Here is a 25,450-nt window from a genome sequence, read left to right as displayed (position 1 = left end):
AAGGTCCTCGTTTGGGGACACTCCCTCTCCACCAGCCTCCGGCTGGTCCCCCTCTACCTCCGGGAGAGGATTGTTTATAATAATCAATTGCTTGCCGTCGATCAATCGCCCTTGGCCATCGCCCCCAGCGTCACATAGTCGATCTTGCCCGTGCCCAGCACCGGCAGCGCCGCGACCTGGCGGATGTCGCGTGGCACCGCCAGTTCGGCGACGCCGTTGGCGCGGGCCCAGGCCTGGAGCTCGGCGAGCTTCGGGTCGGGCCGGGTGGTGAACAGCACGAGCTGCTCGCCCTTGCGCGGATCGGCGCGGGTGACGACGGCATGTTCGGCCTCGGGCCACACCGCGCCCGCATAGCCCTCGACCGCCGGGAGCGAGACCATCTCGCCGCCGATCTTGGCGAAGCGCTTGGCCCGGCCGCGGATCGTGACGAAGCCGTCGGCGTCGATCGTGACGATGTCGCCGCTGTCGTGCCATCCGCGTTCGGGCGGCTGGATCTCGCCGGGGCGGTCGGCCTTCATGTATCCTGCCATGATGTTCGGCCCGCGGATCGACAGCTTGCCGCCCTCGTCGATCCCCGGCACCGGGTCCAGCCGCGCCTCGATGCCGGGCAGCAGCCGGCCGACGCTGCCCGCCTTGTAGTGCATCGGCGTGTTCACCGCGATCACCGGCGCCGCCTCGGTCGCGCCATAGCCTTCGAAGATGCGCAGCCCGAACTTCTCGTTCCAGGTCCGCCGCGTCTCGTCGCGCACCCGCTCGGCACCGGCGAAGATATAGCGCAGCGCATAGAAGTCGTAGCTGTGCGCCATCCGCGCATAGCCCGACAGGAACGTGTCGGTGCCGAACAGGATCGTCGCATTGGCGTCATAGGCGAGCGCCGGCACGATCCGGTAGTGGAGCGGATTGGGGTAGAGCAGCGTGCGGATGCCGCTGAGCACCGGCAGCAATGTGCCGCCGGTCAGCCCGAAGCTGTGAAACACCGGCAGCGCGTTCAACACCAGGTCCGACGAGTTGAAATCGACCCGCGCCGACAGCTGGGCGCAGTTGGACAGAAGGTTGCGATGGGTCAGCACCACGCCCTTGGGCAGCCCCTCCGATCCGCTGGTGAACAGGATCACCGCCGGGCTGTCGACGGCGATGCGCCGCCGACGATGCAGCCGACCCGCGACGATGGTCTTGAGCAGTGCCGACAGCCTGGCACGCGTGCCGACCTCGCCCGCCAGATCCTCGAGATACAGGAAGCTGCGGCCGTCCGCCTCCAGGCCGGCAACGATCGGCTCCAGCTTGCCCTGCTCGATAAAGGCGCGCGCGGTCACGATCGTGCGCACGTCCGCCGCCAGGCAGGCGGCCTTCAGATTGGCCAGGCCCGCGGTATAGTTGAGCATCGCCGGCACCCGCCCGATCGCCTGCAGCGCGAAGAAGCTGACGACCGTGCCGGTGACGTTGGGCAGCAGCAGTCCGATCGCCTCGCCGGGCTTCGATCGCGCCTCGAACACGCGGCCCAGCGCCAGGCTGCCGATCAGCAGCTTGCGATAGCCCATCGGCTGGCGCTTGATGTCCTCGACCACCAGCGCCTTGCCGCCATGCACGTCGCGCGCGTCGATCAGCGCCTGGAACAGCGTCCGGTTGGTGTCGGACGTGTCGAAGATCATGCCGCTCATCTCGTCATACAGGCGGCGGCCAGCGATGCCGCGGCGGGCGCGGGCGGTCATCTCGCCTTCGATCTCGAACCGGCGCGGCGGCAGGATCGTCAGGTCGATCCGGGGGAAGGTGCGCAGCCGGACCTTGCCGCGCAGGCGCGAAAAGGGCGTGAACTGCGCGCCGTCGATCCGCACCGGGATGATCGGCGCATCGGCCTTGTCGGCGACCATGCCGGGGCCGTCGAAGATCTTCATCAGCGCGCCGGTGACGGTGATCCGCCCCTCGGGGAAAATGACGAGCGTGTTGCCTTCCTTCACCGCGCGGACCATCGCCTTGGTCGACATCGGGTTGGTCGGGTCGACCGGGAAGGCCCGGAACAGCTTCAGCGCAGGCTGGATCCACCATTTCTGGGTCACCGCAGTGTGGACCGCGAACAGCGGCTTGCCCGGCAGGAACACCGCCAGCAGCAGCCCGTCGATCCACGAGACATGATTGACCACGACGACGGCGCGCTGGCCGGGCTTCGGCATGTTCTCGGCGCCGTGGACCTCGATCCGGTAGATGGCTGCCAGCAGCGTGCGCAGCGTCGCCTTGATCACCGTCTCGGGCAGCAGCCAGCACGAGATCAGCGCGACCGCCAGCGTCGCGAAGCCCATCGCGCCGACGATCCCGGGGATCGACGCACCGGCCGCCAGCATCGCGGTGGCGACCGCGACCAGCAGCACCATGACCGCGGCATTGACGATGTTGTTCGCCGCGATCACGCGCGACCGTTCCTCGGGCGGGCTCTGCGTCTGGAGGATCGAATAGAGCGGCACGACGAACATGCCGCCCGCCACCGCCATGCCGGCCAGGTCGATGACGATGCGCCAGCTGCCCGAAGTCTGGAGGAATTCCGGGATCGATGCGTGCGGCGTCACGATCACGAAGCCCGAGGTCGACAGCCACAGGTCGATCATGAAGACTGCCATCGCCAGCGCCGCGGCGGGGACATAGCGGGCCGAAACCTCGCCCTTCAGCAGCCGGTTGACCAGCACCGAGCCCGCCGCGATCGACACCGAGAAGACGATCAGGAAGAAGGTGACCAGATCCTCGCGCCCGCCCAGATTGCCCGACACCAGCGGCAGGAATTCGGACACCAGCACCGCGCCGACCGCGAAGAACCAGCTGATCCCCAGGATCGACAGCCATACGCCGCGCCCCTGGTGCCCGGCGCGCAGCACCGCCCAGGTGCTGACGAACGGATTGCGCGTGATCGGCACCTTCGCGATCGGCGGGGCAGGGGGAACGAACAGGCTGACGGCGAACCCGACCATCGCCAGCACGGTTGCGATCAGCCCCGCCTCCCAGGGCGGCACCATGCCCGCCAGCAGCTGCCCGCCCAGGATCGCCAGGAACGTCCCCGCCTCGATCAGGCCGGTCCCGCCTACGATCTCGTCCTTGTTCAGATGCTGCGGCAGGATCGAATATTTGACCGGCCCGAACAGCGTCGAATGGCACCCCATCAGGAACAGCGCGAGCAGCAGCAGCGGGATCGACTGATACCACAGGCCGGCCAGGCCGATCGCCATGAAGCCGATCTCCGCCCCCTTCACCGCGCGGACCAGCCATGCCTTGTCCCACGCATCGGCGACCTCGCCGGCCAGCGCGGAGAACAGGAAATAGGGGGCGATGAAGATGCCGGTCGCGATCACCGCCAGCATCGCCGAATCCTGCGGCGCATTGGCGTAGAGCGTGAAGTTCGCGAGGAACAGCATCGCATATTTCAGGACATTGTCGTTGAACGCGCCCAGGAACTGGACGACGAACAGCGGGCCGAACCGGCGACGGTTCAGCAGCGAGAAATCGGGTGCGGACATGATGGTGTTCCCCCTGGATCGCTTATGCCGCTGCGCCTGCGGCCTGGCGAGCCTTCAGCTCGCACAGGAACCCATGCAGCACTTCGGTCGACAAACCGTGAAGCATCAGCCGGAATCCGGCGCGCAATGTCGAAAACGGCACCAGCGGATGGCGGTTGCTGATCATCGCCAGATGCTTGTCCTCGCCCGTCAGCCGCGCGGCATAGAGCCCGATCGTCTCGTCGAGCTGGAGCGAGTTGGACGCGCGCCAGAAATCGCGGTCGGTCAGCAGCATGGCATAGGCGGGCGTATAGAGCTCGATCGCGGTCTGCAGGTCGATGACGTTCAGCCGTCCCTCGGGCAGCGGGGCGATGTCGAGATCCTCGGTGATGGCCGAGAAATCGAGCGTCTCTACCCGGCCCAGCGTGGTGCCGCGCCGCTCCATTTCCTGGTTCAGCTGGATCAGGAAATTATAGATGTTGAGGTCGTGCTTCAGGAACAGATTGTCGCGGATATCGTCGATCGTGCGCGGCCGCATCGGCTCCAGCGCCGGGTGGAATCCGGGCGTGGCATTGTCCGAGATGAAGCGCAGGATCTGCGCCCCCAGGTGGAAATGGCGCAGGATCAGGCGGTTTGCGTCGGGCGTCAGGAACCGGCGCATGCCGAAGGCGATGCTGCGGTGGAGCAGCCGCGGCGCATGCGGCCAGCGCGGGCTGACCGTGTGGACCAGTTGCGCCACGATGATCATGATCCGCGCCAGCGGGCGGACGATCGGCAACAGGAACTGGCGGCTGCGCGAGGTCTGGTCGCGGATCAGCGCCGCCTTGGCCTCGCGGTCGAAGGGCAGCGATCGGTCGAGCAGCAGCGCCAGACCGGGATCCGGATCGCTCGGGTCATAGGCCTCAGACATTGTCGAGCTCCTCGAGTTGCAGCCGGTACAGCCGCGCGACGATCCGCGCATGGCGGACGATGTCGTCCGCCACCGCTTCGCTATCGCCGATCGCCAGTTCCAGCGCATGGTCGAACATCTCGAGATGATCGCCGTCATTCGCCCCGTGATAGGCGAGAAAGCTGACCGCGTCGTCGCCCAGGCCAAGCTGGTGCTTGATCGCTTCGGACCAGGGCAGCGCCAGACGCTCGCCCAGCCCCTCGATCACGAACATCGCACCCAGCATGCCCAGCGGATCGGGCCGCGATGCCGCCTGGTACATGAAGGCCGACAGCGCCTCCGACCCGATATTCTTGCGCGCCGACCGGATCTCCTCGGCCTTGCCTCCGGCGGCGACATAATTGTCCTCCAGCAGGCGATAGTCGCGATGCTCGGCCACCGCGTGACGCACGAACAGCGATCGCAGCTCCTCGTGATCGGGACCGAGATTCGATGCGGCGCGGCTGATCCAGCGGCTGCCCTCGACCACCTGCTGGCGCAGGTTGCGCAGCAGCGCGCGATAATCCTCGGCACGCAGCTTGCCACCGGTCAGCCGGGCGATGACCGGCACTTGCACCAGTGCGCTTTCGAAATCGATCCAGGCCTGGGCGAGCCCGCGGTTCGCGCGCTGGACGAGTGCGTTCATCGGTCTTCTCCCACGACGGTCATCGCTGCATAGGCCATGATGCACTGGCCGCTCTCGGGCACCGCGCACAGGATGCGCTGGCCAGGTTTCAGCGTTCCCGACCGCATCAGGTCGTCGATCATCAGGAAGATCGCGGCCGCGCCGACATTGCCCTTGTCATAGATGTTGGTGAACCAGCGGTCCTCGGGGATCATGACCCCCGCGCGCGTCGCCAGGGTCACCATCTCCTCGCGCAGGCTGTGCGCCGAGAAGTGGCAGAGGAACCAGTCGACCGCGTCGGGCTCGATCTTGCCCGCGTCGACCAGCCGCATCATCTCGCCCAGCCACACGGGCAGCATCCGGTGGAGCGCCTCGACATCCTGGCGTAGCTGGAACGCGCCCGCCGCGGCGGGGTCGGGATGCAGGCTCCACGGGGTCAGGCTGCCATCGGCCTCGCGCACCGCGCCGCCGGTCATGCATGGCGCGAAGCGATCGGCGAACGAGCGCAGGGAGATCCAGTCGATCCGCAGCGACAGGCCGCGCTCGGCCGGGCGATCCTCGATCAGCAGGCCGGCGGCGCCGTCGCTCAGCGTCCAGCGCAGGAACTCGGCATCGCCGGGCAGCGTGTCGTTGTCGCCGACGGTCGCGGTCCCGCGATAATGGTGGGGGCGGAAATAGCGACTGGAAAATTCGGCGCCGACCACGATCGCCGCCTGATGTTCCTCCGCCGCCACCTGCAGCGCCGCGGTCTTCAGCGCCATCATCGAACTGGCGCACACGCTCTGAAGGCTGGCGACCTCGATCGGCGGCAGCCCGCTCTCGGCATGGACGCCGCTGGCCAGGCCGGGGACCAGCATGTCGTTCTGCGTCGTCGCGCTGGCCAGGAAGCCGACCCGGCGGGCATCGATCCCGGCATCGGCGATCAGGCTGCGCACCGCCTGGCCCGCCAGCTTCGCAACGGTCCAGTCGCTGCTGCCGTCGGGGCGGATCGCGTAATGGCGGCTGCGGATGCGGTTCTGGCGCAGCGTCAGCCGGCCCAGCCGCTCCGCCTGGGGCGACAGGCGACCGATATGATCGGCCATCTCGTCATTCCCGACCGGCGCGCCGGGCAGGCATTGCGCGGCGGCGGTCACATAAACGGGACGCATCAAACTCCTCCGTTCGGCTTCGTGTTCGCCATAAACGCTCAATGGCAGTCAAATGATCAATGTTCAATAAATAAATTATTCAGTGATCAATTTATCTCCGCGATCGGCGCGGTTGCGCGCGGGGTGCATTAGGCTAGGATGATCGGGCCGTTGGTACGGTTGCCTCGCAGGCGCCCTCGGCCGGAAGCGCGATCCGCGCACGCCGCTTGCGACGGGTGGAGCAGCAGATGACCGACCGGCTCCACCAGGCCCATGAGACGCTGTCGACCGGGGCCCGCTTCTTCGCGACGTGGCTGTCACCATCCGCGGCGTCGCTGACGCAGGAGGGGGTCGCTCACGAATATCGGTCCAGGGCCATCGGCAATGGTTTGCGCGAACTCGATCGCTTTCTCAACATCTTGCTCGACGAAGTTGCGCTGCATCACGGCGTTGCCCGCGCGCTTCGGGCGCGCGGCACCGCGCGGCGGCTGCGCGGCCTGCGCCAGTTGCTGGGCGTGGCGGATCGCGATCATGACCGGCTGGTCGCGCTCGGTCGATCGCGCGCCTGCCTGTTCCATTGTAGCGGGACGGTCCGCAGCGGCGATCGCCGCGACCTCACCACGATGACGCTCGGCTGGCCGGACGGCGTGGCCGGCATGCCGCCGCGCCGCGTGCCGCTGGGCGTCCGCGTCTCGCTGGGACGCGGGGACATCGAAAGCATCGCCAAATTCTACAGCGGCATCGGGGATGAACTGATGCAACTGACACCGCTTCCCGTGCACGGCGAAATCAGGATTTCGGCCTGATCCTTTCGGGTTGTCCGGCGATCCGGAATCGCGTGTTCCTGCCGCTCGATTTGCCTTTTAGCTGCCTTTCAGGCATAAAGACGCGGCTACAGTCGCAATCAGAACGGTCTTTCGGTGCTTTGCGGCTCCTTTTTTCCTTCTCCTGGCCTCCGCAGCGCGAGGCACGCCGGCATCCGGTGCGCCGATCATGGAAGGAATACCGAATGAGCATTCAAGGCACCGTCAAGTTCTTCAACGCAACCAAGGGCTATGGCTTCATCGCACCGGACACCGGCGGCCAGGACGCGTTCGTCCACATCACCGCGGTCGAGCGCGCCGGCCTGGCGACGCTGAACCAGGACCAGCGCGTCAGCTACGAGCTGGAGACCGATCGTCGCGGCAAGACCAGCGCGGTCAATCTTCAGTCGATCTGACCTTCCGGGGGCGGGGCGCCAGGCGTCCCGCCGCCGATTGGCGGCGCGCGATCCGCTGCGCCGCTGCCGCTTCACCGACGCGAGGATATCCATGGCCCAGCAGCACCTGATCTATCGCGAGAATGCGGCCCGCGCCCGCGCCGATGCCGATTCGGCGACGCTGGCGAATGTTCGCGACCGGTGCCTGCGCGCCGAGGCTGCCTGGCTCGACATGGCCACCCGCTACGAACGCGTCGAGACCGCCCGCGGCGAACGCGAACGCGGCGGCAATCCCGGACTGGGCGGAACCGAGTAATTTCTCTCGCAATGCCCTTGCTGCTGCTCGCCGCCCTGGTGTTCGGCGCGATGGTTACCTTCGGCGCCGTCCTGCACCGCCGGCGGACCGAAAGGCTGTCGCGCTGTCGCAAGGCCGCGTCGCGGACCCGCATCGCCTTTCCCTGGCACCGACCCTAGGCTCGCCTGACTGGACCGCGTTGCGGCGCGGCCGGTCTAGTCGGCAAGCGTCGTGTCGATCGCAGGACCGGCCTGCGGCGGTTCGCCCCCTGCCGCCCCCGCCATCCGCCGTGCGATCACCGCGCAGGCGATCAGCTGGATCTGGTGGAACAGCATCACCGGCAACAGGATCGCGCCGACCTGCGCCGCAGGAAACAGCACCCCCGCCATCGGCACGCCCGACGCCAGGCTCTTCTTCGATCCGCAGAACAGCAGCACGATCGCGTCCTCGCGCGGCAATCCCATCATCCGGCCCAGCAGCCAGGTGACGGCCAGCACCACGACCAGCAGCAGCGTGCACAGCAGCAGGATCAGCGCCAGCGTCTCGCCCGACACGCGGCTCCACAGCCCCTCGACCACCGCCGCGCTGAACGCCGTATAGACCACCAGCAGGATCGATCCGCGGTCGACACTGCTCACCAGCGTGCGATGCCGGCCGACGAAGCCGCCGATCCACGGGCGCAGCAAATGGCCCGAGACGAAGGGCAGCAGCAGCTGCAGCGCGATCGTCTCGACCGCCTCGATCGACACGCCCGACTGGCCGGCGAGCCCCGACATCATCAGTGCGACGAGCGCGGGCGTGACGACGATCCCGATCAGGTTCGAGAAGGACGCGCTGCACACCGCCGCCGCGACATTGCCGCGCGCGACCGCGGTGAAGGCGATCGACGACTGCACCGTCGAGGGGAGCAAGGTCAGGAACAACAGGCCCGCGGCGGTCGGGCCGGTGACGAAGGGCAGCGAGACGAGTCCGAGCCCGAGCAGCGGAAAGAGCGCGAAGGTGGTGAGGAACACCGCCAGGTGCAGACGCCAGTTGCTCGCGCCCTTCACGATCTCCTCGCGCGACAGCTTCGCGCCGTGAAGGAAGAACAGCAGCACGATCGCCGCAGTGGTGATTCCGTCGGCCAGCGGTACCAGCGATCCGCGCACCGGCAACAGGCTGGCCAGGACGACGGTGCCGAGCAGGGCGAGGACGAAAGGCTCGAACAGCGAGAGAAGCGAACGCGGCATCACGGGTCCTGACAGGGACGATGCAGGCGGCGCTGGCCCAGATCGCTCCGGATCGCAAGGGGCAGGGGCATGCCGGACCGGTATTGCAGACCTGCCCGGCCGGAAAAAGGCACCGGCGGCGGGGGCAGGTGGTCCGGAGGTGAGAGGATCGGCGCGAAGCTTACAAAATGCTCATGTTGCGGACACGGGACCGACAGCGGCCGGGGCTCAAACATGGTGTCACCCCGCAGCGAGCGGGTGAGTTCAAGGAGTATCACCATGGTTACTTCCCGCACGATCATCGCCGCCGGCCTTGCCGCCGCGACGATGCTGTCCGGCACCGCCGCCTTCGCCGCCACCGGCGCCGCGCGTCAGGCATCGACCCACAAGGTCGCGACGCACCAGGCAGCCAAGCCGGGGACCACCACGGCGAAGCCGGCCGCCGCAAAGCCGGCGACCGCAAAGCCGGCGGCGAAGAAGGCCTACTGATCCCCCAAGGCGGGACAGACACAAGATCCGGATCCTCCTTCCTCCCGGAGGATCCCGGAAACCCCGCTGCCCCATCCCGGCAGCGGACGCGGAACGAGGCGCGGTTTTCTCCCCTGGGCCGCCCGGGTTTCGCCATTCCAGACGGCCGGTGCGTGACCCCTGCGCATCGGCCGTTCTGGCGTCCGGGCCGGTTGCGGTCCGCAACGTGACGCAGAGTTAATCTGCCGGGCAGGTCGTGGCAGGGTCGGGGGGCTTAGCGACGATAGCGTCGGCCGGCTGTTGCGTTCCCGGTCGGCGACCCCGCGGCGCCCGGTCCTTCCGTCCACCTCGGACCGGGCGCTGCACCTTCCAGCGACAGCAACGGGGACGTGAGAATGAAGCGGCCGATTTTCTTCGATGCGAGCGGGCGCCGCAATCGCTGGACGATGCGCGGCTTCTTCGCGCTCATCCTGGTCGTGATCCTGGCCGCGATCGCCTTTGCGATGACGGTGGTCGAGGTTCCGGTGCCCGGCCCGCTGGCGATGTCGATGGAACGCCCGGCGCCGCGCTCGCTCAAGCAGCAGGTCGCCCGGCTCCACCATGGCTTCGAGTCCTGGCTGCCGCGCAAGCATGGCAAGCCGGGCGGGCCGCCGCTGGCGGTCGGCTTCTATGTCCCCTGGTCCGATTCCAGCCGCGCCTCGCTGGCGCGCCATATCGGCCAGCTCGATTGGGTCGTGCCGTCGCTCTACAGCGTCAACGGACCGGCGCACCAGCTGGTCGTGACTCCCGATACCCGTTTCGACGCGCTGATCGCCAGCACCCCGCGCCATCCGCGGGTCCTGCCGATGGTGCAGAATGCGCAGGGCGACGACTGGGACGGGGCGGGGACCGCGGCGCTGCTGCACGATCCGCGCGCCCGCGGTGCATTTCTCGACCGGCTTCAGGGCACGCTGGCCGCGCGTCATGCCGATGGCGTGGTGTTCGATTTCGAGGAGTTGCCGGCCTCGGCGCAGCGCGACTATCCCCAGTTCCTGCGCGATGCGCGGGCCCGCTTCGCCCCGAAGAACATGACCGTCGCGGTCACCGTGCCCGCCGCCGACGACGACTGGAACCTGGCAAGCTATGCCGCGGCGGCCGACAAGCTGATCCTGATGAATTACGACGAGCATGCGCCGTCGGGCGCGGCCGGACCGATCGCCAGCCAGGGCTGGTTCGTCCAGCAGATGGACCATGCGCTGGCGCATGTCCCCGCCGACAAGCTGATCGTCGGCGTCGCCAACTATGCCTATGACTGGACCGCACCGGGCAAGGCCGACACGCTGACGATCGAGGAGGCCTGGCTGATCGCGCACGACAGCTCGGCGCAGCTTCAGTTCGATCCCGCAAGCGGCAACCAGAGCTTCGGCTATGAGGACAAGGGCGTCGAACACACCGTCTGGATGGTCGATGCCGCCAGCGCCTGGAACCAGTTGCGCGCCGCCAATCTGAAGGGCGTGGGCGGCGTCGCGCTGTGGCGGCTGGGGTCCGAGGACTCCAATTTCTGGAAGGTGCTGGACGCCGCGCATGGCGGCAAACTGCCCGACCTGTCGCGGCTCGAATCGGTCGGCGACGTCGATGTCGAAGGCACCGGCGAGATCTTCCGCATCACCAGCACGCCCGGCTTCGGTCAGCGCGCGATCAATCAGAACGCCCAGGGGCTGATCGTCGACGAACGCTTCGCCGCGCTGCCGACGCCCTATGTCGTCACCCGCACCGGCTATCATCCGGGCGAAGTGGCGATCACCTTCGACGACGGTCCCGATCCCGACTGGACGCCGCGCATCCTCGACATCCTGAAGGCCAAGCAGGTGCCCGCCACCTTCTTCATGATCGGCGAGAATGCGGTCGAGCATCCCTGGCTGGTGCGCCGGGTGGTCGAGGACGGCAGCGAGATCGGCAGCCACACCTTCACCCACCCCAATCTGGCCCAGTCGTCGGACGATGCGACCCGGCTGGAGCTGAATGCGACCCAGCGGCTGCTCGAGGCCTATACCGGCCGCTCGGTCCGCCTGTTCCGCGCACCCTATTTCGGCGACGCCGAGCCGACGACCGCCGACGAACTTCAGCCGGCGCTGGCGGCGCAGCAACTGGGCTATACCAATGTCGGCTTGCACGTCGATCCGAACGATTGGCAGCGGCCGGGCACCGATGCGATCGTCAACACCACCCTGGCCCAGGTCGCGGCGGGCAATGCCGAGCAATCGGGCCAGATCATCCTGCTGCACGATGGCGGCGGCGACCGGTCGCAGACGATCGAGGCACTGCCGAGGATCATCGATGGCCTGCGCGCCCGGGGCTACAGGATCGTGCCGGTGTCGCAGATGGCCGGGCTGACCCGCGACCAGGTGATGCCGCCGGTCCAGGGCGCGGATCTGGTCGCGGTGCGGACCGATGTCGGCATCTTCCTGATACTGGCGGCGATCGGCTTCGCGCTGAAATGGACCTTCTTCGCCGCGATCGCGCTGGGCATCGCCCGGGCCGTGGTCCTGGCCGCGCTGGCGCTGATCGCCAATCGCCGCCGCAACCGCCCGGTCGCGCCGGAAATCGATCCGGGCCGGTTCGTCTCGGTGCTGATCCCCGCACTCAACGAAGAGCGGGTGATCGTGTCGTCGATCCAGCGGGTGCTGGCCAGCGAACAGGTCGGGGTGGAAGTGATCGTGCTCGACGACGGGTCGACCGACGCCACCAGCGACGTGGTTCGCGCCGCCTTTGCCGACGAACCGCGGGTGCGGCTGCTCACGCTGGAAAATGGCGGCAAGGCGCGCGCATTGAACCAGGGGCTGGCGCTGGCGACCGGCGAGATCGTGATCGCGCTGGACGCCGACACCCAGTTCGAACCGATGACCATCGCCCGGCTGGCGCGCTGGTTCGCGGACCCGGCGATCGGCGCGATCGCCGGCAATGCCAAGGTCGGTAACCGGTTCAACCTGGTCACCCGCTGGCAGGCGGTCGAATACGTGACCTCGCAGAATCTGGAACGGCGCGCGCTTGCCCGGCTGGACGCGATCATGGTGGTGCCCGGCGCGGTCGGTGCGTGGCGCAAGTCTGCGCTCGACGCGGTCGGCGGCTACCCGGTCGACACGCTGGCCGAGGACCAGGACCTGACCATCGCCATCCAGCGCAAGGGCTGGCGCGTCGGCTACGACATCGACGCGGTCGCCTGGACCGAGGCGCCGGAAAGCTTCGGTGCGCTCGCCCGCCAGCGCTATCGCTGGGCCTATGGCACGCTGCAATGCCTCTGGAAGCACCGTGCGATCCTGCGCACGCGCAAACCGGGCGGGCTCGCGATGGTCGGCATGCCTCAGGCCTGGGTGTTCCAGATCGGCTTTGCGCTGGTCTCGCCGCTGATCGACCTGGCGCTGGTCGCCAATATCGCCGACACCGCGCTGCGCGTGTGGCAGCATGGCTGGGCGCAGACCGAAACCGACGTGCTGCGCATGGCGCTGTACTGGCTGATCTTCACCGGGATCGACCTGATGTGCGGCTGGGTGGCGTACCGGCTGGAGTCGCGCGAGAAGCGCTATCCCGCATTGCTGCTGCTGGCGCAGCGCTTCGTCTATCGCCAGCTGATGTACTGGGTGGTGATCCGCGCGGTCGTCAGCGCGCTGCGCGGGCCCAGCGTCGGCTGGGGCAAGCTGGAACGCAGCGGCCGGGTGGAGACCGCGGCATGAGCGCGCGGATCCGCTGGGCGCTGATCGCCGCGCTGGCCCTCGCCACGCCGGCCTTCGCCCAGGAAAGCCAGCCTGCCGGCGGCGCGGGGGCCGACACGCCGGTCGACACCAGTCGTGACCGGATCACCGTCGGCGTCGGGGTCGGCACGACGCCGCGTTACTCGGGTGCGTCGCGCTCGATGACCATCCCCGTGGTGGCGGTGCAGGGCCAGATCTCCGGCATCAGCTTCGCGACCCAGGGCACGTCGGTCTTCGCCGATGTGATCCCGGGCAGCGGCAAGCCGGGATGGAAGCTGCAGTTCGGCCCCGAAGTCGCGCTTCGCCTCGACCGCAACACCTCGCCCGGCGATGCCGCGGTCGCGCGGCTGGGCAAGATCGGCCGCGCCTGGGAGGCGGGCGGCTGGGTCGGCGTGCAGCGCACCGGGGTGGTCACCAGCCCTTACGACACGCTGTCGCTCAGCGCATCGTGGCAGAAGGACCTGTCGGGCGTGCATGGCAGCGCGATCTTCACCCCCAGCATCGATTACGACACGCCGCTGTCGCGCCGCGCCTATGTCAGCCTGTCGCTGTCGGCCGATCATGTCGGGCGCGGCTTCGGCGACACCTATTTCGACATCACGCCTGCGGGCAGCGCTGCCAGCGGGCTGGCCGCCTATGACGGCGCCGATCACCCGGGCTGGAAGGACTGGAACGCCAGCGGGCTGATCGCGCATTCGCTGACCGGCGATCTGACGCACGGGCTGGGTCTGTTCGCGACCGCGGGCTACAGCCGGCTGCTCGGCGATTACGCCCGCTCGCCGGTGGTGCGCGAGCGCGGCCAGGCCAGCGCCGCCCTGGGCGTCGAATTCACCTTCTGATGCCGAAAAGGGAACAGCCTGATGCACAAGCGCCAAAGCCAGCGTGCGCTGAGCGAGCGGGCCTGCCGGATGATCTGCCCGATCGCCGCGGCGATGGTCGGCGTGTGCCTGACCGCCATCGGCATCCTGCGCGTGGTGATCTCGCTGCGCAGCACCAGCACGATCGCCGACGACCTGCTGTCGCTCGATTCGGTGCTGTTCCTGATCGCGACGCTGACGTCCTATTTCGCGCTGCGCACCGAATCCGATTCGCGGCTCCACTGGCTTGAGCAGATCGCCGACCTGACCTTCATCATGGCGATGATCCTGATGACGGTGGTCGCGCTGGTTATCACCTATGTCCTGGCGGCGTGAAGGCATAGCACCGCACGCAGGCCCGGTTCATTGTCCTCCAGCGCGAAGCTGCCCTGGTGCAGCCGCGCGACCGCGTCGACCAGCGACAGGCCCAGGCCCGACCCGGTGACGTGGCGCGCAGGGTCGAGCCGGCCGAACCGGCTGAGCGCCTCGGCCCGGCGGCTCTCGGGAATGCCGGGGCCGTCATCGGCCACCGCCAGCGCGACCCGGTCGCCGCGGCGCGTCGCCGACAGCCGGATGGCCCGGCCGCCCTCGGCATAGTTGGTCGCATTCTCGATCAAATTGCCGATCGCCTGGCTGATCAGCTCGCGGTGGAGCGGCAGGTGCAGCCCCGGCTCGGCCGCCACCTCGATCGCGAAGCCGCGATCCTCGGCCAGCGGGCCATAGACCTCCGCCAGGTCCTCGAGCAGCGAGCCGGCATCGGTATCGACGAAACGGTCGCGGCCGATCCCGGCTTCGGCGCGGCTGATCAGCAGCGCGGTGGAGAGCATGCCGAGCAGCGTCTCGGCCTCCGACGACACCCGCTCCAGCGCGCCGAGGGCGGCGGGATCGTCGGTCTCGACGATCGCATTCTCCAGCACGACCTTCAACCGGGTGACCGGCGAGCGCAGGTCGTGCGCCAGCCCGTCGGTCATCATCCGCAACTGCGACACCAGTGCCTCGATCCGGTCGAGCATCGCGTTGACCGACTGGCCGAGTGCGTCGAACGCGTCGCCGCTGCCGTCCAGCGGCACGCGGCGGCCCAGCGCGCCTTCGCCGACGTCGCGCGCGGTGGCGACCACCGCCTGGATCTGGCGCGACAGGACCCGGCCGATCAGCAGCGCGCTGAGCAGCGCCAGCACGATGCCGATCACCAGCGCCGCGGTCAGCGCCTCCTGGTTCAGCCGGGCCAGGCGGACGCTGGAATCGATCACATGGCCGGCGAGCAGCCGCCGGCCGCCGGGAAGGGCGGTGGCGGTCACCGCCATCAGCTCGGGCCGGTCGCTGCCGGTGCGATACAGTTCGATCGTGCGCCAGTCGGTCTGGTACGGGATCACCGTCGGCCAGGCACCGAGATTGCCGGCCAGTGAATCGCCCTGGGCATTGGCCAGCAGGATCACCGGCGGGGTCCCGCGCGTCGCGAGCCGCACGTCGATGATCCGGCGCAGCCCGTCCTCGCCGCCCGATCGCCAGGCCGAGATCAGCTCGTCACGCAATTCGGTGACCAGCGTCTGCTGTTCGCTGGCCAGCGCGCGCTGGCTGGCCTGCTGGACGAACAACAGGATGCCGCCGGTGACGACGAGCTGGACCAGGAAGGCGACGATGACGAAGCGCGCGGTCACCGACCGCGTCAGCGACCCCCAGCGGAGCGCCACCTCAGGCCGCCGGGCTGAGGCGGTAGCCCGCGCCGCGGATGGTCTGGAGCATCGGCGCGCCGCCATCGTCCAGCTTCTTGCGAAGCCGGCTGACATGCACGTCGATCACATTGGTTCCGGGATCGAAATGATAATCCCATACGCCCTCGAGCAACATGGTGCGGGTGATGACCTGATCGGGATGGCGGAGGAAATATTCGAGCAGGCGGAACTCGCGCGGCTGGAGGTCGATCGCGCGGCCGCCGCGCTTCACCCGGCGCGAGAGCAGGTCCATCTCCAGGTCGCCGCACGCCAGCCGGGTGATCGCGCCGTCGCTGGCGCCGGCCTTGCGCAGCAGCAGGCGGACGCGCGCCAGCAACTCGGCGAAGGCGAAGGGCTTCACCAGATAGTCGTGCGCGCCGCTGGTCAGGCCCTCGACCCGGTCGTCGGGCGTGCCGAGTGCGGAGAGGATGATGACCGGCGTCTCGATCTTGGCGGCGCGCAGCGCGCCGAGGACGCCCATGCCGTCCATTCCCGGCAGCATCCGGTCGAGCACGATCGCGTCGTAGCTGCCGTCGCTGGCCAGGAACAGCCCGTCGCGGCCATTGTCGGCGCGATCGACGGTGAACCCCTCTTCCGACATGCCCTTGGCGATATATGCGGCGGTCGCCTCGTCGTCCTCGACCACCAGCAGCTTATGACCCATGTGCCCCACCTGCATTGCGCGCCAGCTTCAACTGCCGCCGATGCTGGTCATGGACCAGGTCGAGGCTGAGGGCCGGCATCGCGTCATTATGCAGATAGCGGCGCGCCTGATCCAGCGTCTCGATGCGCCTTCCGTCGATCGCGACGATGCAGTCGCCCACCTCGATCCCGTCGCCCGCCGCCTCGCTGTCGGAGCGCAGGCTGGTGACGACCAGCCCGCCCGCGGGGCAGGCCGAGCTTTCGGCGGTGAATCCGGGGAACAGCGCATCTGCCTGGCCGTCGATGCTGCGCGCGGGAACGACCCATCCCGACCAGACGAGCAGCAGCACGATCCCGACCGCGACCGTCAGCGCGACGATCAGCGCAAAGCCGGGCAGGCCCCTGGCGCCCGCGGCGCGCCCGCTGAATCGCGCCTCGGCGGTCATGACGATGCCCGCACGGCGCCGCGATCCATCGCCGTCATCAGCTGCGACAGGCGCGCTTCCAGCCGGTCGAGCCGGTCGGTGACGCCGCGGTCCAGCTTCTCGTGGAGGCGCAGGATCTCCAGCTCGGCACGCAGATTGACTTCGAAGTCGAGGCTCGCGGCCAGCCGGTCCTTCGCCGCCTGGCGGTTCTGGCTCATCATGATGATCGGCGCCTGGACCGCCGCCAGCATCGACAGCATCAGGTTGAGGAAGATGAAGGGATAGGGGTCGAACACCAGCCCGACATGGCCCAGCACGTCGGTGTTGAGCACCACCCAGGCGAACAGCACCAGGCCGAACGCGATGATGAAGCCCCATGAGCCGCCGACCGCGGCGACCTGGTCGGCCAGCCGCTCGCCGCGGGTCGCGCGCTCGTCCGATATGTCGGCGGCGTCGCGGCTGATCGGGCTGTGGTTGCGGATGCCGAGCAGCACGGTCTGCTCCTCGGGATCGAGCGCGTCCGAAGACTTCGCAAGCAGCGTGCGCGCCAGATCGTGGATCTCTCCCTCGGTCATCGGTCTGCTCCTGCGGTCTGAACTACATACGAACAGATGGTCTGCGGGGGTGGGCAAGTCACGTTAAGCTTTGGTCATGATCCGGTCACCGCCCCGCCACCGGCCGGCGGATAGCGAGGAGCCTCGAACGGATAGGAAGATGTGATGCGCAAACCGCGTCGTGCCCTGTGGACCTCGCTTGTCGCGCTGCTGGTCGTGCTGGCCGGGGCAGCCGGCTGGCTGCGCTATATCGGCTATCTCGGCGGGCCGGTGTTCTTCGAGATGCCGGCAACGGCGCAGGCCGCGCCTGGCGAACGCGGCCTGGGCGTCGTGATCGTCTCGGGCGACATGGGCTTCCGCGTGGGCATGGGCCCGCCGATCGCGAAGGGTTTCACCGCCGATGGCGTGCCGGTGCTCGGCGTCAGCTCGCTCGCCTATTTCCGCAATCGCCGCACGCCGCAGGAAGTCCAGGCGCTGATCCGCGAGTCGGTCGAGCGCGCGCTGAAGATGCCGAATGTCGACCACCTCGTGCTGATCGGCCAATCCTTCGGCGCCGACATGCTGCATGTCGGGCTGACCGGTCTTCCCGCCGATCTGCGCGCCAGGGTACAGCTGGTCGCGCTCGTGGTCCCGACCGACACCGTCTATTACCAGGCCAGCCCGGCCGAGATGCTGACCTTCTCCGATCCCGATGCGGCCGCGCTGCCGACCGCGCGGCAGCTCACCTGGATCCGCGCGCTGTGCGTCCAGGGCGCCGAGGAAAAGGACAGCCTGTGCCCCAGGCTGACCCAGCCCAACATGCGGCGCGTCGCATTGCCGGGCGGCCATTATCTCAACTATGACTCCGATGCGCTCTACCGCGTCCTGCACCAGGCGGTGGTCGCGTCGGATCAGGCTCCCAACATGTCCAAGGGAAACAGATCATGAGCGTCTCTCGTATCGCGGCCGTCGCCGCACTCGGCGCACTCGCACTGACTTCGACCCCGCTGTCGGCCCAGGCGCCCGCCACCGGGGTCGACGGCACCTGGGTCAATCCGCATGGCAGCGTGAAGGTGAAGACCGGCCCGTGCGGCGACAAATTATGCGGCTGGGTCGTCTGGGCCAGCCCCCAGGCGCTGAAGGACGCCAGCGACAGCGGCGTCGCCAAGCTGATCGGCACCGAACTCCTCCAGGACTATCATTCGACCGGCCAGGGCAAGTGGCAGGGCCGGGTCTATGTGCCCGACATGGGCCGCAGCTATTACTCGACCATCCAGCAGGAGGGGCCGAACAGCCTGAAGATCAGCGGCTGCATCCTGGGCGGATGGATCTGCAAGTCCCAGATCTGGCAGCGGGCCTGACCCGCCATGTCCGCCGCCAGCCTCTATCGCCGTCACCGGGTCGCGATCCAGGGCGTCGCGGTGCTGCTGCTCGCGCTGCTGGGTTTCGCGGCGCTCCACGCGCTGCTCAGCGAAGTGCGCTGGCGCGACGTGCGCCATGCCATCTCGGCGGTCAGCGCCTGGCAGCTGGTCGCGGCGGTGCTGCTGACCGCGGCCAGCTATCTGATGCTGACCTTCTACGACGTGCTGGCGCTGCGCATCGTCGGCAAGCCGCTGCCCTATCGCACCGCGGCGCTCGCGTCGCTGACCAGCTATACGCTCAGCCATAATTTCGGCTTCGCGCTGCTGACCGGCGGATCGGCGCGCTACCGCGTGTACAGCGCGGCGGGGCTGGAGACGCCCGACATCGTCCGCGTGATCGCGACTGCCAGCGTGACCTTCTGGGCCGGCATCTTCGTGATGGCGGGGGTCGCGCTCAGCGTCCATGGCGGCCGGCTCGACCTGGCCGGGCTGGCGATCCCCGGTGCAGTCCAGCGCGGGCTGGGGCTGGTGATCCTGGCGGCGGCGCTGGCGGTGCTGTGCCTGTTGCGCGGCGGCAATCACGAGGTGCGCGTGCTGCGCTGGCGGTTCAACCTGCCGGGCCGCACCCAGGCACTGGCCCAGATCGCCATCTCCGCGCTCGACCTTGCCGCGGCCAGCGCCGCGCTGCTGGTGCTCGTGCCCGGCGCCAGCGCGGGGCAGTTCCCGATCTTCTTCCTCGGCTATGCGCTGGCGATCATCGCCGCTCTGGTCACCCATGTTCCCGGCGGGGTCGGCGTGTTCGAGGCGGTGATCATCGCCGTGATGCCGGGGGTCGAGCCATCGCACATCCTGGCGGCGCTGATCCTCTACCGCGTCGTCTATTATATCCTGCCGCTGATCGTGGCCGCGGCGATGCTGGCCATCCATGAGCGCCGCCGCCTGCGCCAGCCGCTGGCGACCGCGATGGGCGCGATGCAGATGGCGCTGGGCGGCCTCGCCCCCACCGTCCTGTCCGCGCTGGTGTTCGTCGGCGGGGTCGTGCTGCTGGTCTCGGGATCGCTGCCCGCCATTCCGCACCGGCTGCGCGCGCTCCACGCCTTCGCGCCGCTGCCCTTCATCGAGGCATCGCATATCGCCGCCAGCCTGGCGGGCACCGCGCTGCTGCTGATCGCGCCCGGCCTGTACCGGCGCCTCGACGCCGCCTTCCACCTGTGCCGCGCGCTGCTGGTCGCGGGTGCGATCTTCTCGCTCGCCAAGGGCGTGGATTATGAGGAGGCGGCGATCCTGCTGGTCATCGCCGGCCTGCTCCAGCTCTCGCACGGGGCCTTCTACCGCAAGACCGCGCTGACCAGCGCGATCGGATCGGCGCGCTCGCTGATGTCGGTGCTGCTCGCGGTCGGGCTGGCCACCTGGATCGGCTTCTTCGCCTTCAAGCATGTCGACTACCAGAGCGAGATGTGGTGGCATTTCGCCTGGAAGGGCGATGCCTCGCGCTTCCTGCGCGCCAGCTTCGGATCGGCGGTGGTGCTGCTGTGCGTCGTCATCTGGCACTGGTTCGGCCATGCCCGGCCGCCGCGCGCGGATCCTGTCGCGGCGGACGGCGAACTGCCCGGCGCCGCGCTTGCCCAGTCGAACCGCACCGACGCCTTGCTCGCCTATACCGGCGACAAAAGGTTCCTGCGCTCCGCCAGCGGCGACGCGGTGGTGATGTACCAGGTCCAGGGCCAGAGCTGGATCGTGATGGGCGATCCGGTCGGCCCGCGCGAGCAATGGGGCGAATTGCTGTGGCAGTTGCGCGAGATGGTCGATGCCGCGCAGGGCCGGCTGCTCCTCTACCAGATCTCGACCGACGCGCTGCCGATTGCGATCGACCTGGGGCTCCAGCTTGCCAAATATGGCGAGGAGGCGCGCGTCGACCTGGCGGCCTTCACCATGGACGGCCCCGACATGAAGTCGCTGCGCCACGCCGATCGGCGCGCCGCGCGCGAGGGCGCCGAATTCGCCATCGTTCCGGCACATGCGATGGACACGATCCTGCCCGAGCTGCGCGCGGTATCCGATGCCTGGCTGGCGGCGAAGGGACAGAGCGAGAAATCCTTCTCGGTCGGACGCTTCGACCCCGCCTATCTCGGCCGGTTCGATTGCGCGGTCGTCCGGGCAGGGGGGCGCATCGTCGCCTTCGCCAACATCTGGGCGACCGAGAATCGCGAGGAGCTGTCGGTCGACCTGATGCGCCACCTCGACGACATGCCGTACGGCACGATGGACTATCTGTTCGTCCGGCTGATGCAATGGGGCAAGGGCCAGGGCTATCGCTGGTTCAACCTCGGCATGGCGCCGCTGTCTGGCATCGAGTCCCGCCGCCTGGCGCCGGTCTGGGCGCGGATCGGCGGGCTGCTCTACCGTCACGGCGACGCCTTTTACGGGTTCGAGGGGCTGCGCGCGTACAAGGAGAAGTTCGGCCCGGTCTGGTCGCCCCGCTACATCGCCGGGCCGCACGGGCTGGGGCTGGCGCGCGGGATGATCGACCTCCAGACGCTGATCGGCGGCGGCAAGCGCAGCGCCGCGCGCAGGCTCCGGCTGGTGGCGTGAACCCGCCCCGATTTCGCTTGACCCCCACCGGGCCAGCGAAGAGGAACCGCCCATGGTCTATTATCTCGGCATCGACGCGGGCGGGAGCCATTGCCGCAGCCGCCTGATCGACGCGCGCGGCACGATCCTGGGCACCGGAGAGACCGGTCCCGCCAATGCCCGGATCGGGATGGACCTGCTCTACGCCACCTTGTGGGACGCCGCCGGTCAGGCGATCGAGGCCGCCGGGCTGGACGCGGATCAGGTCCGCACGATCCGCGCGGGCATGGGCATCGCCGGCATCTCGCGCCCCGGCGTGCGTGACAGCCTGGTCGATCTCGACTTCCCCTTCGCCTCGGTCGCCTATGAGACCGACGCGGTCATCGCCAATATCGGCGCGCATGGCGGCGCCGACGGTGCGACGCTGGTGATCGGCACGGGCAGCATCGCGCTGGTCCGCGTCGACGGGCGCGACTTCTCGATCGGCGGCTATGGCTTCCCCATCTCCGACGAGGGCAGCGGCGCCGCCGTCGGTCTCAGCGCGATGCGCCACGCGCTGCGCGCGCTCGACGGCCGGACCCGGCGCACGCCGCTGTCGATCGCCGTCGCCGCCCGCTTCGGGCACGAGACCGCTCGCGCCGTCGCCTGGATGGATGAAGCGACGCCCAGGGACTATGCCGCGCTCGCGCCGCTGGTGATGGACTATGCCGAGAATGACGATTCGATCGCCCGGTCGATCGTCGAGGATGCCGCCCAGCATATCGAGATCTTCATCGAGACGATCTACGCCCAGGGTGCGCCGCGCTGCGCGCTGGCCGGTGGCCTGTCGCGGCGAATGCGTCCCTGGCTGCGCGAGCGCACCACCGCCAAGCTGGTCGAGCCGCAGGGCGATCCGCTCGACGGCGCGCTGCTGCTCGCCGGCTACCGCGCCGCTCCCACGAACTGAAGGCAGCCATGTCCACCGAGAGCATCGACCCGCGTTTCACCGATATCGACCTGTGGCCGACGGGCAACGCGGTCCAGGCGATGATCGAGGGGCAACTGGCCGCCGTCGCGGCGCTGCAGGGCCAGGCCCGGGCGATCGCCGCCGCGGCCGAGGCTGCGGCCGGGCGGCTGCGCGCGGGCGGGCGGCTGGTCTATGCCGGCGCGGGCACCTCTGGCCGCGTCGCGGTGCAGGACGGGGTCGAACTCGGGCCGACCTATGGCTGGCCCGAGGCGCGGCAGGTCTATCTGATGGCCGGCGGGCTCCGCGCGCTGACCGAAGCGGTCGAGGGTGCCGAGGATGACGCCGATGCCGCGCGCGCCGAGATCGCGGCCGCCGGGGTCGGCGCGAACGATGTCGTGATCGGCGTCGCCGCCAGCGGCCGGACGCGCTACACCGTCGCCGCGATCGAGGCGGCACGCGCGGCAGGCGCACTGACGCTTGCCATCGCCAACAATCCCGACACGCCGCTGCTCCGTGCCGCCGAGCACGCGGTGCTGGTCGATACCGGCAGCGAAATCGTCGCCGGGTCGACCCGGATGAAGGCGGGCACCGCGCAAAAGGCGGCGCTCAACCTGTTCTCGACCGCGACGATGATCCGCCTGGGCTATGTCTATCGCGGCCAGATGGTCGCGATGCGCATGGCCAATGCCAAGCTGCAGGTTCGGGGCAGGGCGATGGTCGCGCGGCTGGCCGGCGTGGACGAGGATGCCGCCGGCGCCGCACTCGAGGCTGCCGGCCGCGACATCCGCCGCGCGGTCCTGATCGCACGCGGCGCGTCGCCCGAAGATGCCGCCGCCCGGCTCGATGCTGCAGGGGGAAGCCTGCGCGCGACGCTGGAGCAGTGAGCGAACGCCTGACTGCCGCCCAGGCGCGACGCATCGCACTGGCGGCGCAGGGCTTCGGCACCCGGCGGCCGGACATGCCGGGCAGGGCGCATGTGCTGCGTACGCTCGACCGCCTCGGGCTCTTCCAGATCGACAGCGTCAACGTGATCTCGCGGGCCCATTACCTCCCGGCCTTCTCGCGCCTCGGCAGCTATGACCGCACCTTGCTCGATCGCGCCGCCTGGGGCGTGACGCGTGATCGGCGCATGTTCGAATATTGGGCGCACGAGGCGTCCTTGCTTCCGCTCGACCTGCATCCGCTGCTGCGCTGGCGCATGGCCAGCGCCGACCGCGGCAGCTTCGGCTGGAAGGCGATGCGCGTCTTCGCGACCGAGCGCCGCGCCGAGGCGGTCGGGGTGGTCGACCGCATCCGCGACCAGGGACCGATGGCGGTCTCCGATTTCGAGGAAGGCCGCAGCCGCGCCGGCTGGTGGGACTGGGGCGATGCCAAGCGTATCCTCGAATGGCTGTTCTATGCCGGCCATGTCACCACCGCGACGCGGCGCGGCAGTTTCGAGCGCGTCTACGACCTGACCGAACGGGTGATCCCGCGCGCCATCCTCGACCTGCCGACCCCTGACGAAGCCGAGGCGCACCAGGCGCTGATCGAGCGGGGCGCCCGCGCACTGGGCGTCGCCACCGCCATCGAACTGCGCGACTATTTCCGCCTGCGGCCCGCCCAGGGCGATCCCGCCATCGCCGCGCTGGTCGAGGCGGGCCGCCTGATCCCCGCCGAAGTCGCCGGCTGGAGCCGCCGCGCCTATTTGCACCCGGAAGCCAGACGCCCCCGCCGCATCGCAGCCCGCGCGCTGCTGGCCCCGTTCGACCCGCTGATCTGGGAACGCGACCGCACCGAACGGATGTTCGGCTTCCGCTACCGCATCGGCATCTACACCCCCGCCGACAAACGCAGCCACGGCTATTACGACCTGCCCTTCCTGCTGGGCGACCAGCTGGCCGCGCGCGTCGACCTGAAGGCGGATCGCCAGGCGGGGCGGCTGCGGGTCCAGTCGATCCACCTCGAACCCGCAGCACCCGGCGAGACGATGCAGGAACTGGAGGTAGAACTCCACGAAATGGCAAGCTGGCTGGGCCTGACGCGAGCCTAATCCATCCAGCCGTCATCCGCTCGAACGCAGCGCTTAGTCCCAAGCTTTTCCTCCCCAGGATGCTGCGCATACGGGGGAGGGGAATGAACAGGTGAGATTGCCGGGGGCAATCTCACCTGTTCATTCGCGCAGCGAATGGTGGAGGGGGTCCACCACGTCTGTTGCAGCCCCCTCCACCACGATGCTGCGCATCGCGGTCCCCTCCCCCGGAGCCGCAGGCTCCTGGGGAGGAAACGGGCTCGCTGCCATCGACGCCCGAGCCCATTCACCCTTGATCCCCCGCCCGACATCGCGCACCCCTCGCGCGGCCACCACGGGAGCACGCGCAATGCCGATCGAGACCCTGTCGACCTTCAAGGCCCATGGCGGCACCCAGGGCGTCTATCGCCACGCATCGGAGACGACCAGCACCGACATGGTCTTCTCCGCCTATGTCCCCCCGCACGAGGAGGGCGCGAAGCTGCCGGTGCTCTGGTATCTCTCCGGCCTGACCTGCACCCACGCCAATGTGACCGAAAAGGGCGAGTTCCGCGCCGCCTGCGCCGAACAGGGCGTCATCCTGATCGCGCCCGACACCAGTCCGCGCGGGCAGGACGTGGCCGACGACGATGGCTATGATTTCGGCCAGGGTGCCGGCTTCTATGTCGACGCGACGCGCGATCCCTGGGCCGGGCATTTCCGGATGCGCAGCTATATCGAGCAGGACCTGCCCGCGCTGATCGCCGCCGAATTCCCGATGGCCGACCTGGATCGCCAGTCGATCACCGGCCATTCGATGGGCGGGCACGGCGCGCTGACCATCGGCCTGCGCAATCCGGGCCGCTTCCGCTCGATCTCCGCCTTCTCGCCGATCGTTGCGCCCAGCCAATGCCCCTGGGGCGACAAGGCGCTGGGCGGCTATCTCGGCGACGACCGTGCGGCATGGCGCGAGTATGACGCCTGCGCCCTGATCGAGGACGGTGCCCGCGTGTCCGAGCTGCTGGTCGACCAGGGCGATGGCGACCAGTTCCTGACCGAGCAGCTCAAGCCCGAACTGCTGGCCGAAGCCTGCAAGGCGGCGGGCATCGACCTGACGCTGCGCATGCAGCCGGGCTACGACCACAGCTATTACTTCATCTCGACCTTCCTGCCGGACCATGTCGCCTGGCATGCGGCGCGGCTGAAGGGGTGAGCGAGCCCTGCGTCACTTGCGCGGCTCAATATGAGCATCGGGTCGCAACTTGAGGCAATCGCTCCCCCTGAGGGTGGTACGGGTCTGCCTTGGCTTCAAATCTGCTTGGCCGGCTTCTGTATATCCTCGCGGGTCGACGACCGGTTT

Annotated in this window: 23 protein-coding genes; 14 read left to right on the top strand and 9 right to left on the bottom strand. The window is 68.8% G+C overall.

Going from position 1 to position 25,450, the window contains the following annotated elements; genetic code table 11:
• Positions 1–101: 101 nt before the first annotated feature.
• From TPR58_RS16235 to TPR58_RS16220, 4 genes are read right to left on the bottom strand one after another with little or no spacing between them, the layout of a single operon-like run.
• Positions 102–3,497 carry an acyl-[ACP]--phospholipid O-acyltransferase gene (locus TPR58_RS16235; RefSeq protein WP_346247773.1) on the bottom strand — a complete coding sequence of 1,132 codons (3,396 nt, stop codon included), beginning with the start codon at positions 3,495–3,497 and terminating at the stop codon, positions 102–104.
• Positions 3,498–3,519: 22 nt separating this feature from the next.
• Complete coding sequence (locus TPR58_RS16230) at positions 3,520–4,386, bottom strand: DUF6999 family protein (protein WP_346247772.1); 867 nt, start codon at positions 4,384–4,386, stop codon at positions 3,520–3,522.
• Entirely contained in the window at positions 4,379–5,050 is a 672-nt protein-coding gene (locus TPR58_RS16225) for an iron-containing redox enzyme family protein (protein WP_346247771.1), read from the bottom strand. The genes TPR58_RS16230 and TPR58_RS16225 overlap by 8 nt, the downstream gene beginning before the upstream one ends.
• Positions 5,047–6,177: a 3-oxoacyl-[acyl-carrier-protein] synthase III C-terminal domain-containing protein gene (locus TPR58_RS16220; RefSeq protein WP_346247770.1), complete on the bottom strand. Its 1,131-nt coding sequence runs from the start codon at positions 6,175–6,177 to the stop codon at positions 5,047–5,049. Before TPR58_RS16220 ends, TPR58_RS16225 begins: the two co-directional genes overlap by 4 nt.
• Positions 6,178–6,404: 227 nt before the next feature.
• Between TPR58_RS16220 and TPR58_RS16215 the strand changes: the two genes are divergently transcribed.
• The 3 genes from TPR58_RS16215 to TPR58_RS16205 all read left to right on the top strand — a co-directional run bounded on the left by TPR58_RS16215 (position 6,405) and on the right by TPR58_RS16205 (position 7,670).
• Positions 6,405–6,962, top strand: coding sequence for a hypothetical protein (locus TPR58_RS16215; RefSeq protein ID WP_346247769.1), 558 nt, complete (start codon positions 6,405–6,407; stop codon positions 6,960–6,962).
• A 203-nt stretch (positions 6,963–7,165) separates the two neighbouring features.
• On the top strand, positions 7,166–7,375 hold the full coding sequence (locus TPR58_RS16210) for a cold-shock protein (RefSeq protein ID WP_346247767.1): 210 nt from the start codon (positions 7,166–7,168) through the stop codon (positions 7,373–7,375).
• Positions 7,376–7,466: 91 nt separating this feature from the next.
• Positions 7,467–7,670 carry a hypothetical protein gene (locus TPR58_RS16205; RefSeq protein WP_346247765.1) on the top strand — a complete coding sequence of 68 codons (204 nt, stop codon included), beginning with the start codon at positions 7,467–7,469 and terminating at the stop codon, positions 7,668–7,670.
• 194 nt (positions 7,671–7,864) lie between these two features.
• On the opposite strand, the gene TPR58_RS16200 is transcribed toward TPR58_RS16205, so the two are convergent.
• A complete protein-coding gene (locus TPR58_RS16200) occupies positions 7,865–8,878 on the bottom strand; it encodes a bile acid:sodium symporter family protein (protein ID WP_346247764.1) in 1,014 nt (337 codons plus the stop codon).
• Between the two features lie 258 nt (positions 8,879–9,136).
• Between TPR58_RS16200 and TPR58_RS16195 the strand changes: the two genes are divergently transcribed.
• The 4 genes from TPR58_RS16195 (at position 9,137) to TPR58_RS16180 (ending at position 14,246) form a co-directional block, all read left to right on the top strand.
• Positions 9,137–9,346, top strand: coding sequence for a hypothetical protein (locus TPR58_RS16195; protein WP_346247763.1), 210 nt, complete (start codon positions 9,137–9,139; stop codon positions 9,344–9,346).
• Between the two features lie 374 nt (positions 9,347–9,720).
• Complete coding sequence (locus TPR58_RS16190) at positions 9,721–13,035, top strand: polysaccharide deacetylase family protein (RefSeq protein ID WP_346247762.1); 3,315 nt, start codon at positions 9,721–9,723, stop codon at positions 13,033–13,035.
• Complete coding sequence (locus tag TPR58_RS16185; RefSeq protein WP_346247761.1) at positions 13,032–13,892, top strand: MipA/OmpV family protein; 861 nt, start codon at positions 13,032–13,034, stop codon at positions 13,890–13,892. The genes TPR58_RS16190 and TPR58_RS16185 overlap by 4 nt, the downstream gene beginning before the upstream one ends.
• A gap of 21 nt (positions 13,893–13,913) precedes the next feature.
• A complete protein-coding gene (locus tag TPR58_RS16180; protein WP_346247760.1) occupies positions 13,914–14,246 on the top strand; it encodes a hypothetical protein in 333 nt (110 codons plus the stop codon).
• Here the strand turns inward: TPR58_RS16180 and TPR58_RS16175 are convergent.
• The 4 genes from TPR58_RS16175 to TPR58_RS16160 are packed head-to-tail and all read right to left on the bottom strand — an operon-like array spanning position 14,228 to position 17,264.
• Positions 14,228–15,601 (bottom strand): sensor histidine kinase, encoded by a 1,374-nt coding sequence (locus TPR58_RS16175; protein WP_346247759.1) that lies wholly within the window; start codon positions 15,599–15,601, stop codon positions 14,228–14,230. The genes TPR58_RS16180 and TPR58_RS16175 overlap by 19 nt on opposite strands.
• 1 nt (position 15,602) lies before the next feature.
• A complete protein-coding gene (locus tag TPR58_RS16170; RefSeq protein ID WP_346247758.1) occupies positions 15,603–16,286 on the bottom strand; it encodes a winged helix-turn-helix domain-containing protein in 684 nt (227 codons plus the stop codon).
• Entirely contained in the window at positions 16,276–16,710 is a 435-nt protein-coding gene (locus tag TPR58_RS16165; RefSeq protein WP_346247757.1) for a PDZ domain-containing protein, read from the bottom strand. The genes TPR58_RS16170 and TPR58_RS16165 overlap by 11 nt, the downstream gene beginning before the upstream one ends.
• Complete coding sequence (locus TPR58_RS16160) at positions 16,707–17,264, bottom strand: DUF1003 domain-containing protein (RefSeq protein ID WP_346247756.1); 558 nt, start codon at positions 17,262–17,264, stop codon at positions 16,707–16,709. Before TPR58_RS16160 ends, TPR58_RS16165 begins: the two co-directional genes overlap by 4 nt.
• Positions 17,265–17,408: 144 nt before the next feature.
• Here TPR58_RS16160 and TPR58_RS16155 point away from each other — a divergent pair, with 144 nt between their 5' ends.
• From TPR58_RS16155 to fghA, 7 genes are all read left to right on the top strand, one after another.
• Entirely contained in the window at positions 17,409–18,170 is a 762-nt protein-coding gene (locus TPR58_RS16155; RefSeq protein WP_346247755.1) for an AcvB/VirJ family lysyl-phosphatidylglycerol hydrolase, read from the top strand.
• A complete protein-coding gene (locus TPR58_RS16150; protein ID WP_346247754.1) occupies positions 18,167–18,583 on the top strand; it encodes a DUF2147 domain-containing protein in 417 nt (138 codons plus the stop codon). The genes TPR58_RS16155 and TPR58_RS16150 overlap by 4 nt, the downstream gene beginning before the upstream one ends.
• A 6-nt stretch (positions 18,584–18,589) precedes the next feature.
• The gene (gene mprF, locus TPR58_RS16145; RefSeq protein ID WP_346247753.1) at positions 18,590–21,175 is read left to right on the top strand and encodes a bifunctional lysylphosphatidylglycerol flippase/synthetase MprF; all 2,586 of its coding nucleotides are present in this window, start codon (positions 18,590–18,592) and stop codon (positions 21,173–21,175) included.
• Between the two features lie 52 nt (positions 21,176–21,227).
• Positions 21,228–22,100 carry a glucosamine kinase nucleotide-binding domain-containing protein gene (locus TPR58_RS16140; RefSeq protein ID WP_346247752.1) on the top strand — a complete coding sequence of 291 codons (873 nt, stop codon included), beginning with the start codon at positions 21,228–21,230 and terminating at the stop codon, positions 22,098–22,100.
• An 8-nt stretch (positions 22,101–22,108) separates the two neighbouring features.
• Positions 22,109–22,984 (top strand): N-acetylmuramic acid 6-phosphate etherase, encoded by an 876-nt coding sequence (locus tag TPR58_RS16135; RefSeq protein WP_346247751.1) that lies wholly within the window; start codon positions 22,109–22,111, stop codon positions 22,982–22,984.
• The gene (locus TPR58_RS16130) at positions 22,981–24,132 is read left to right on the top strand and encodes a winged helix-turn-helix domain-containing protein (RefSeq protein WP_346247750.1); all 1,152 of its coding nucleotides are present in this window, start codon (positions 22,981–22,983) and stop codon (positions 24,130–24,132) included. The genes TPR58_RS16135 and TPR58_RS16130 overlap by 4 nt, the downstream gene beginning before the upstream one ends.
• Before the next feature lie 328 nt (positions 24,133–24,460).
• Complete coding sequence (gene fghA, locus TPR58_RS16125) at positions 24,461–25,303, top strand: S-formylglutathione hydrolase (RefSeq protein ID WP_346247749.1); 843 nt, start codon at positions 24,461–24,463, stop codon at positions 25,301–25,303.
• Positions 25,304–25,450 lie beyond the last annotated feature (147 nt).

Source organism: Sphingomonas rustica (assembly GCF_039652585.1).
GTDB classification, from domain to species: Bacteria; Pseudomonadota; Alphaproteobacteria; order Sphingomonadales; family Sphingomonadaceae; genus Sphingomonas; species Sphingomonas rustica.
Note: the sequence above shows the minus strand (reverse complement) of the source record. Positions and strands in the feature narration are given on the sequence as shown.

Coding starts and splice junctions, on each gene's coding strand:
- TPR58_RS16235 (WP_346247773.1), bottom strand. CDS start 3,497: ATGTCCGCACCCGATTTCTCGCTGCTGAACCGTCGCCGGTTCGGCCCG.
- TPR58_RS16140 (WP_346247752.1), top strand. CDS start 21,228: ATGGTCTATTATCTCGGCATCGACGCGGGCGGGAGCCATTGCCGCAGC.
- TPR58_RS16165 (WP_346247757.1), bottom strand. CDS start 16,710: ATGACCGCCGAGGCGCGATTCAGCGGGCGCGCCGCGGGCGCCAGGGGC.
- TPR58_RS16210 (WP_346247767.1), top strand. CDS start 7,166: ATGAGCATTCAAGGCACCGTCAAGTTCTTCAACGCAACCAAGGGCTAT.
- TPR58_RS16185 (WP_346247761.1), top strand. CDS start 13,032: ATGAGCGCGCGGATCCGCTGGGCGCTGATCGCCGCGCTGGCCCTCGCC.
- TPR58_RS16180 (WP_346247760.1), top strand. CDS start 13,914: ATGCACAAGCGCCAAAGCCAGCGTGCGCTGAGCGAGCGGGCCTGCCGG.
- TPR58_RS16220 (WP_346247770.1), bottom strand. CDS start 6,177: ATGCGTCCCGTTTATGTGACCGCCGCCGCGCAATGCCTGCCCGGCGCG.
- TPR58_RS16155 (WP_346247755.1), top strand. CDS start 17,409: ATGCGCAAACCGCGTCGTGCCCTGTGGACCTCGCTTGTCGCGCTGCTG.
- TPR58_RS16205 (WP_346247765.1), top strand. CDS start 7,467: ATGGCCCAGCAGCACCTGATCTATCGCGAGAATGCGGCCCGCGCCCGC.
- TPR58_RS16160 (WP_346247756.1), bottom strand. CDS start 17,264: ATGACCGAGGGAGAGATCCACGATCTGGCGCGCACGCTGCTTGCGAAG.
- TPR58_RS16150 (WP_346247754.1), top strand. CDS start 18,167: ATGAGCGTCTCTCGTATCGCGGCCGTCGCCGCACTCGGCGCACTCGCA.
- TPR58_RS16135 (WP_346247751.1), top strand. CDS start 22,109: ATGTCCACCGAGAGCATCGACCCGCGTTTCACCGATATCGACCTGTGG.
- TPR58_RS16190 (WP_346247762.1), top strand. CDS start 9,721: ATGAAGCGGCCGATTTTCTTCGATGCGAGCGGGCGCCGCAATCGCTGG.
- TPR58_RS16230 (WP_346247772.1), bottom strand. CDS start 4,386: ATGTCTGAGGCCTATGACCCGAGCGATCCGGATCCCGGTCTGGCGCTG.
- mprF (WP_346247753.1), top strand. CDS start 18,590: ATGTCCGCCGCCAGCCTCTATCGCCGTCACCGGGTCGCGATCCAGGGC.
- TPR58_RS16215 (WP_346247769.1), top strand. CDS start 6,405: ATGACCGACCGGCTCCACCAGGCCCATGAGACGCTGTCGACCGGGGCC.
- TPR58_RS16225 (WP_346247771.1), bottom strand. CDS start 5,050: ATGAACGCACTCGTCCAGCGCGCGAACCGCGGGCTCGCCCAGGCCTGG.
- TPR58_RS16170 (WP_346247758.1), bottom strand. CDS start 16,286: ATGGGTCATAAGCTGCTGGTGGTCGAGGACGACGAGGCGACCGCCGCA.
- fghA (WP_346247749.1), top strand. CDS start 24,461: ATGCCGATCGAGACCCTGTCGACCTTCAAGGCCCATGGCGGCACCCAG.
- TPR58_RS16200 (WP_346247764.1), bottom strand. CDS start 8,878: ATGCCGCGTTCGCTTCTCTCGCTGTTCGAGCCTTTCGTCCTCGCCCTG.
- TPR58_RS16195 (WP_346247763.1), top strand. CDS start 9,137: ATGGTTACTTCCCGCACGATCATCGCCGCCGGCCTTGCCGCCGCGACG.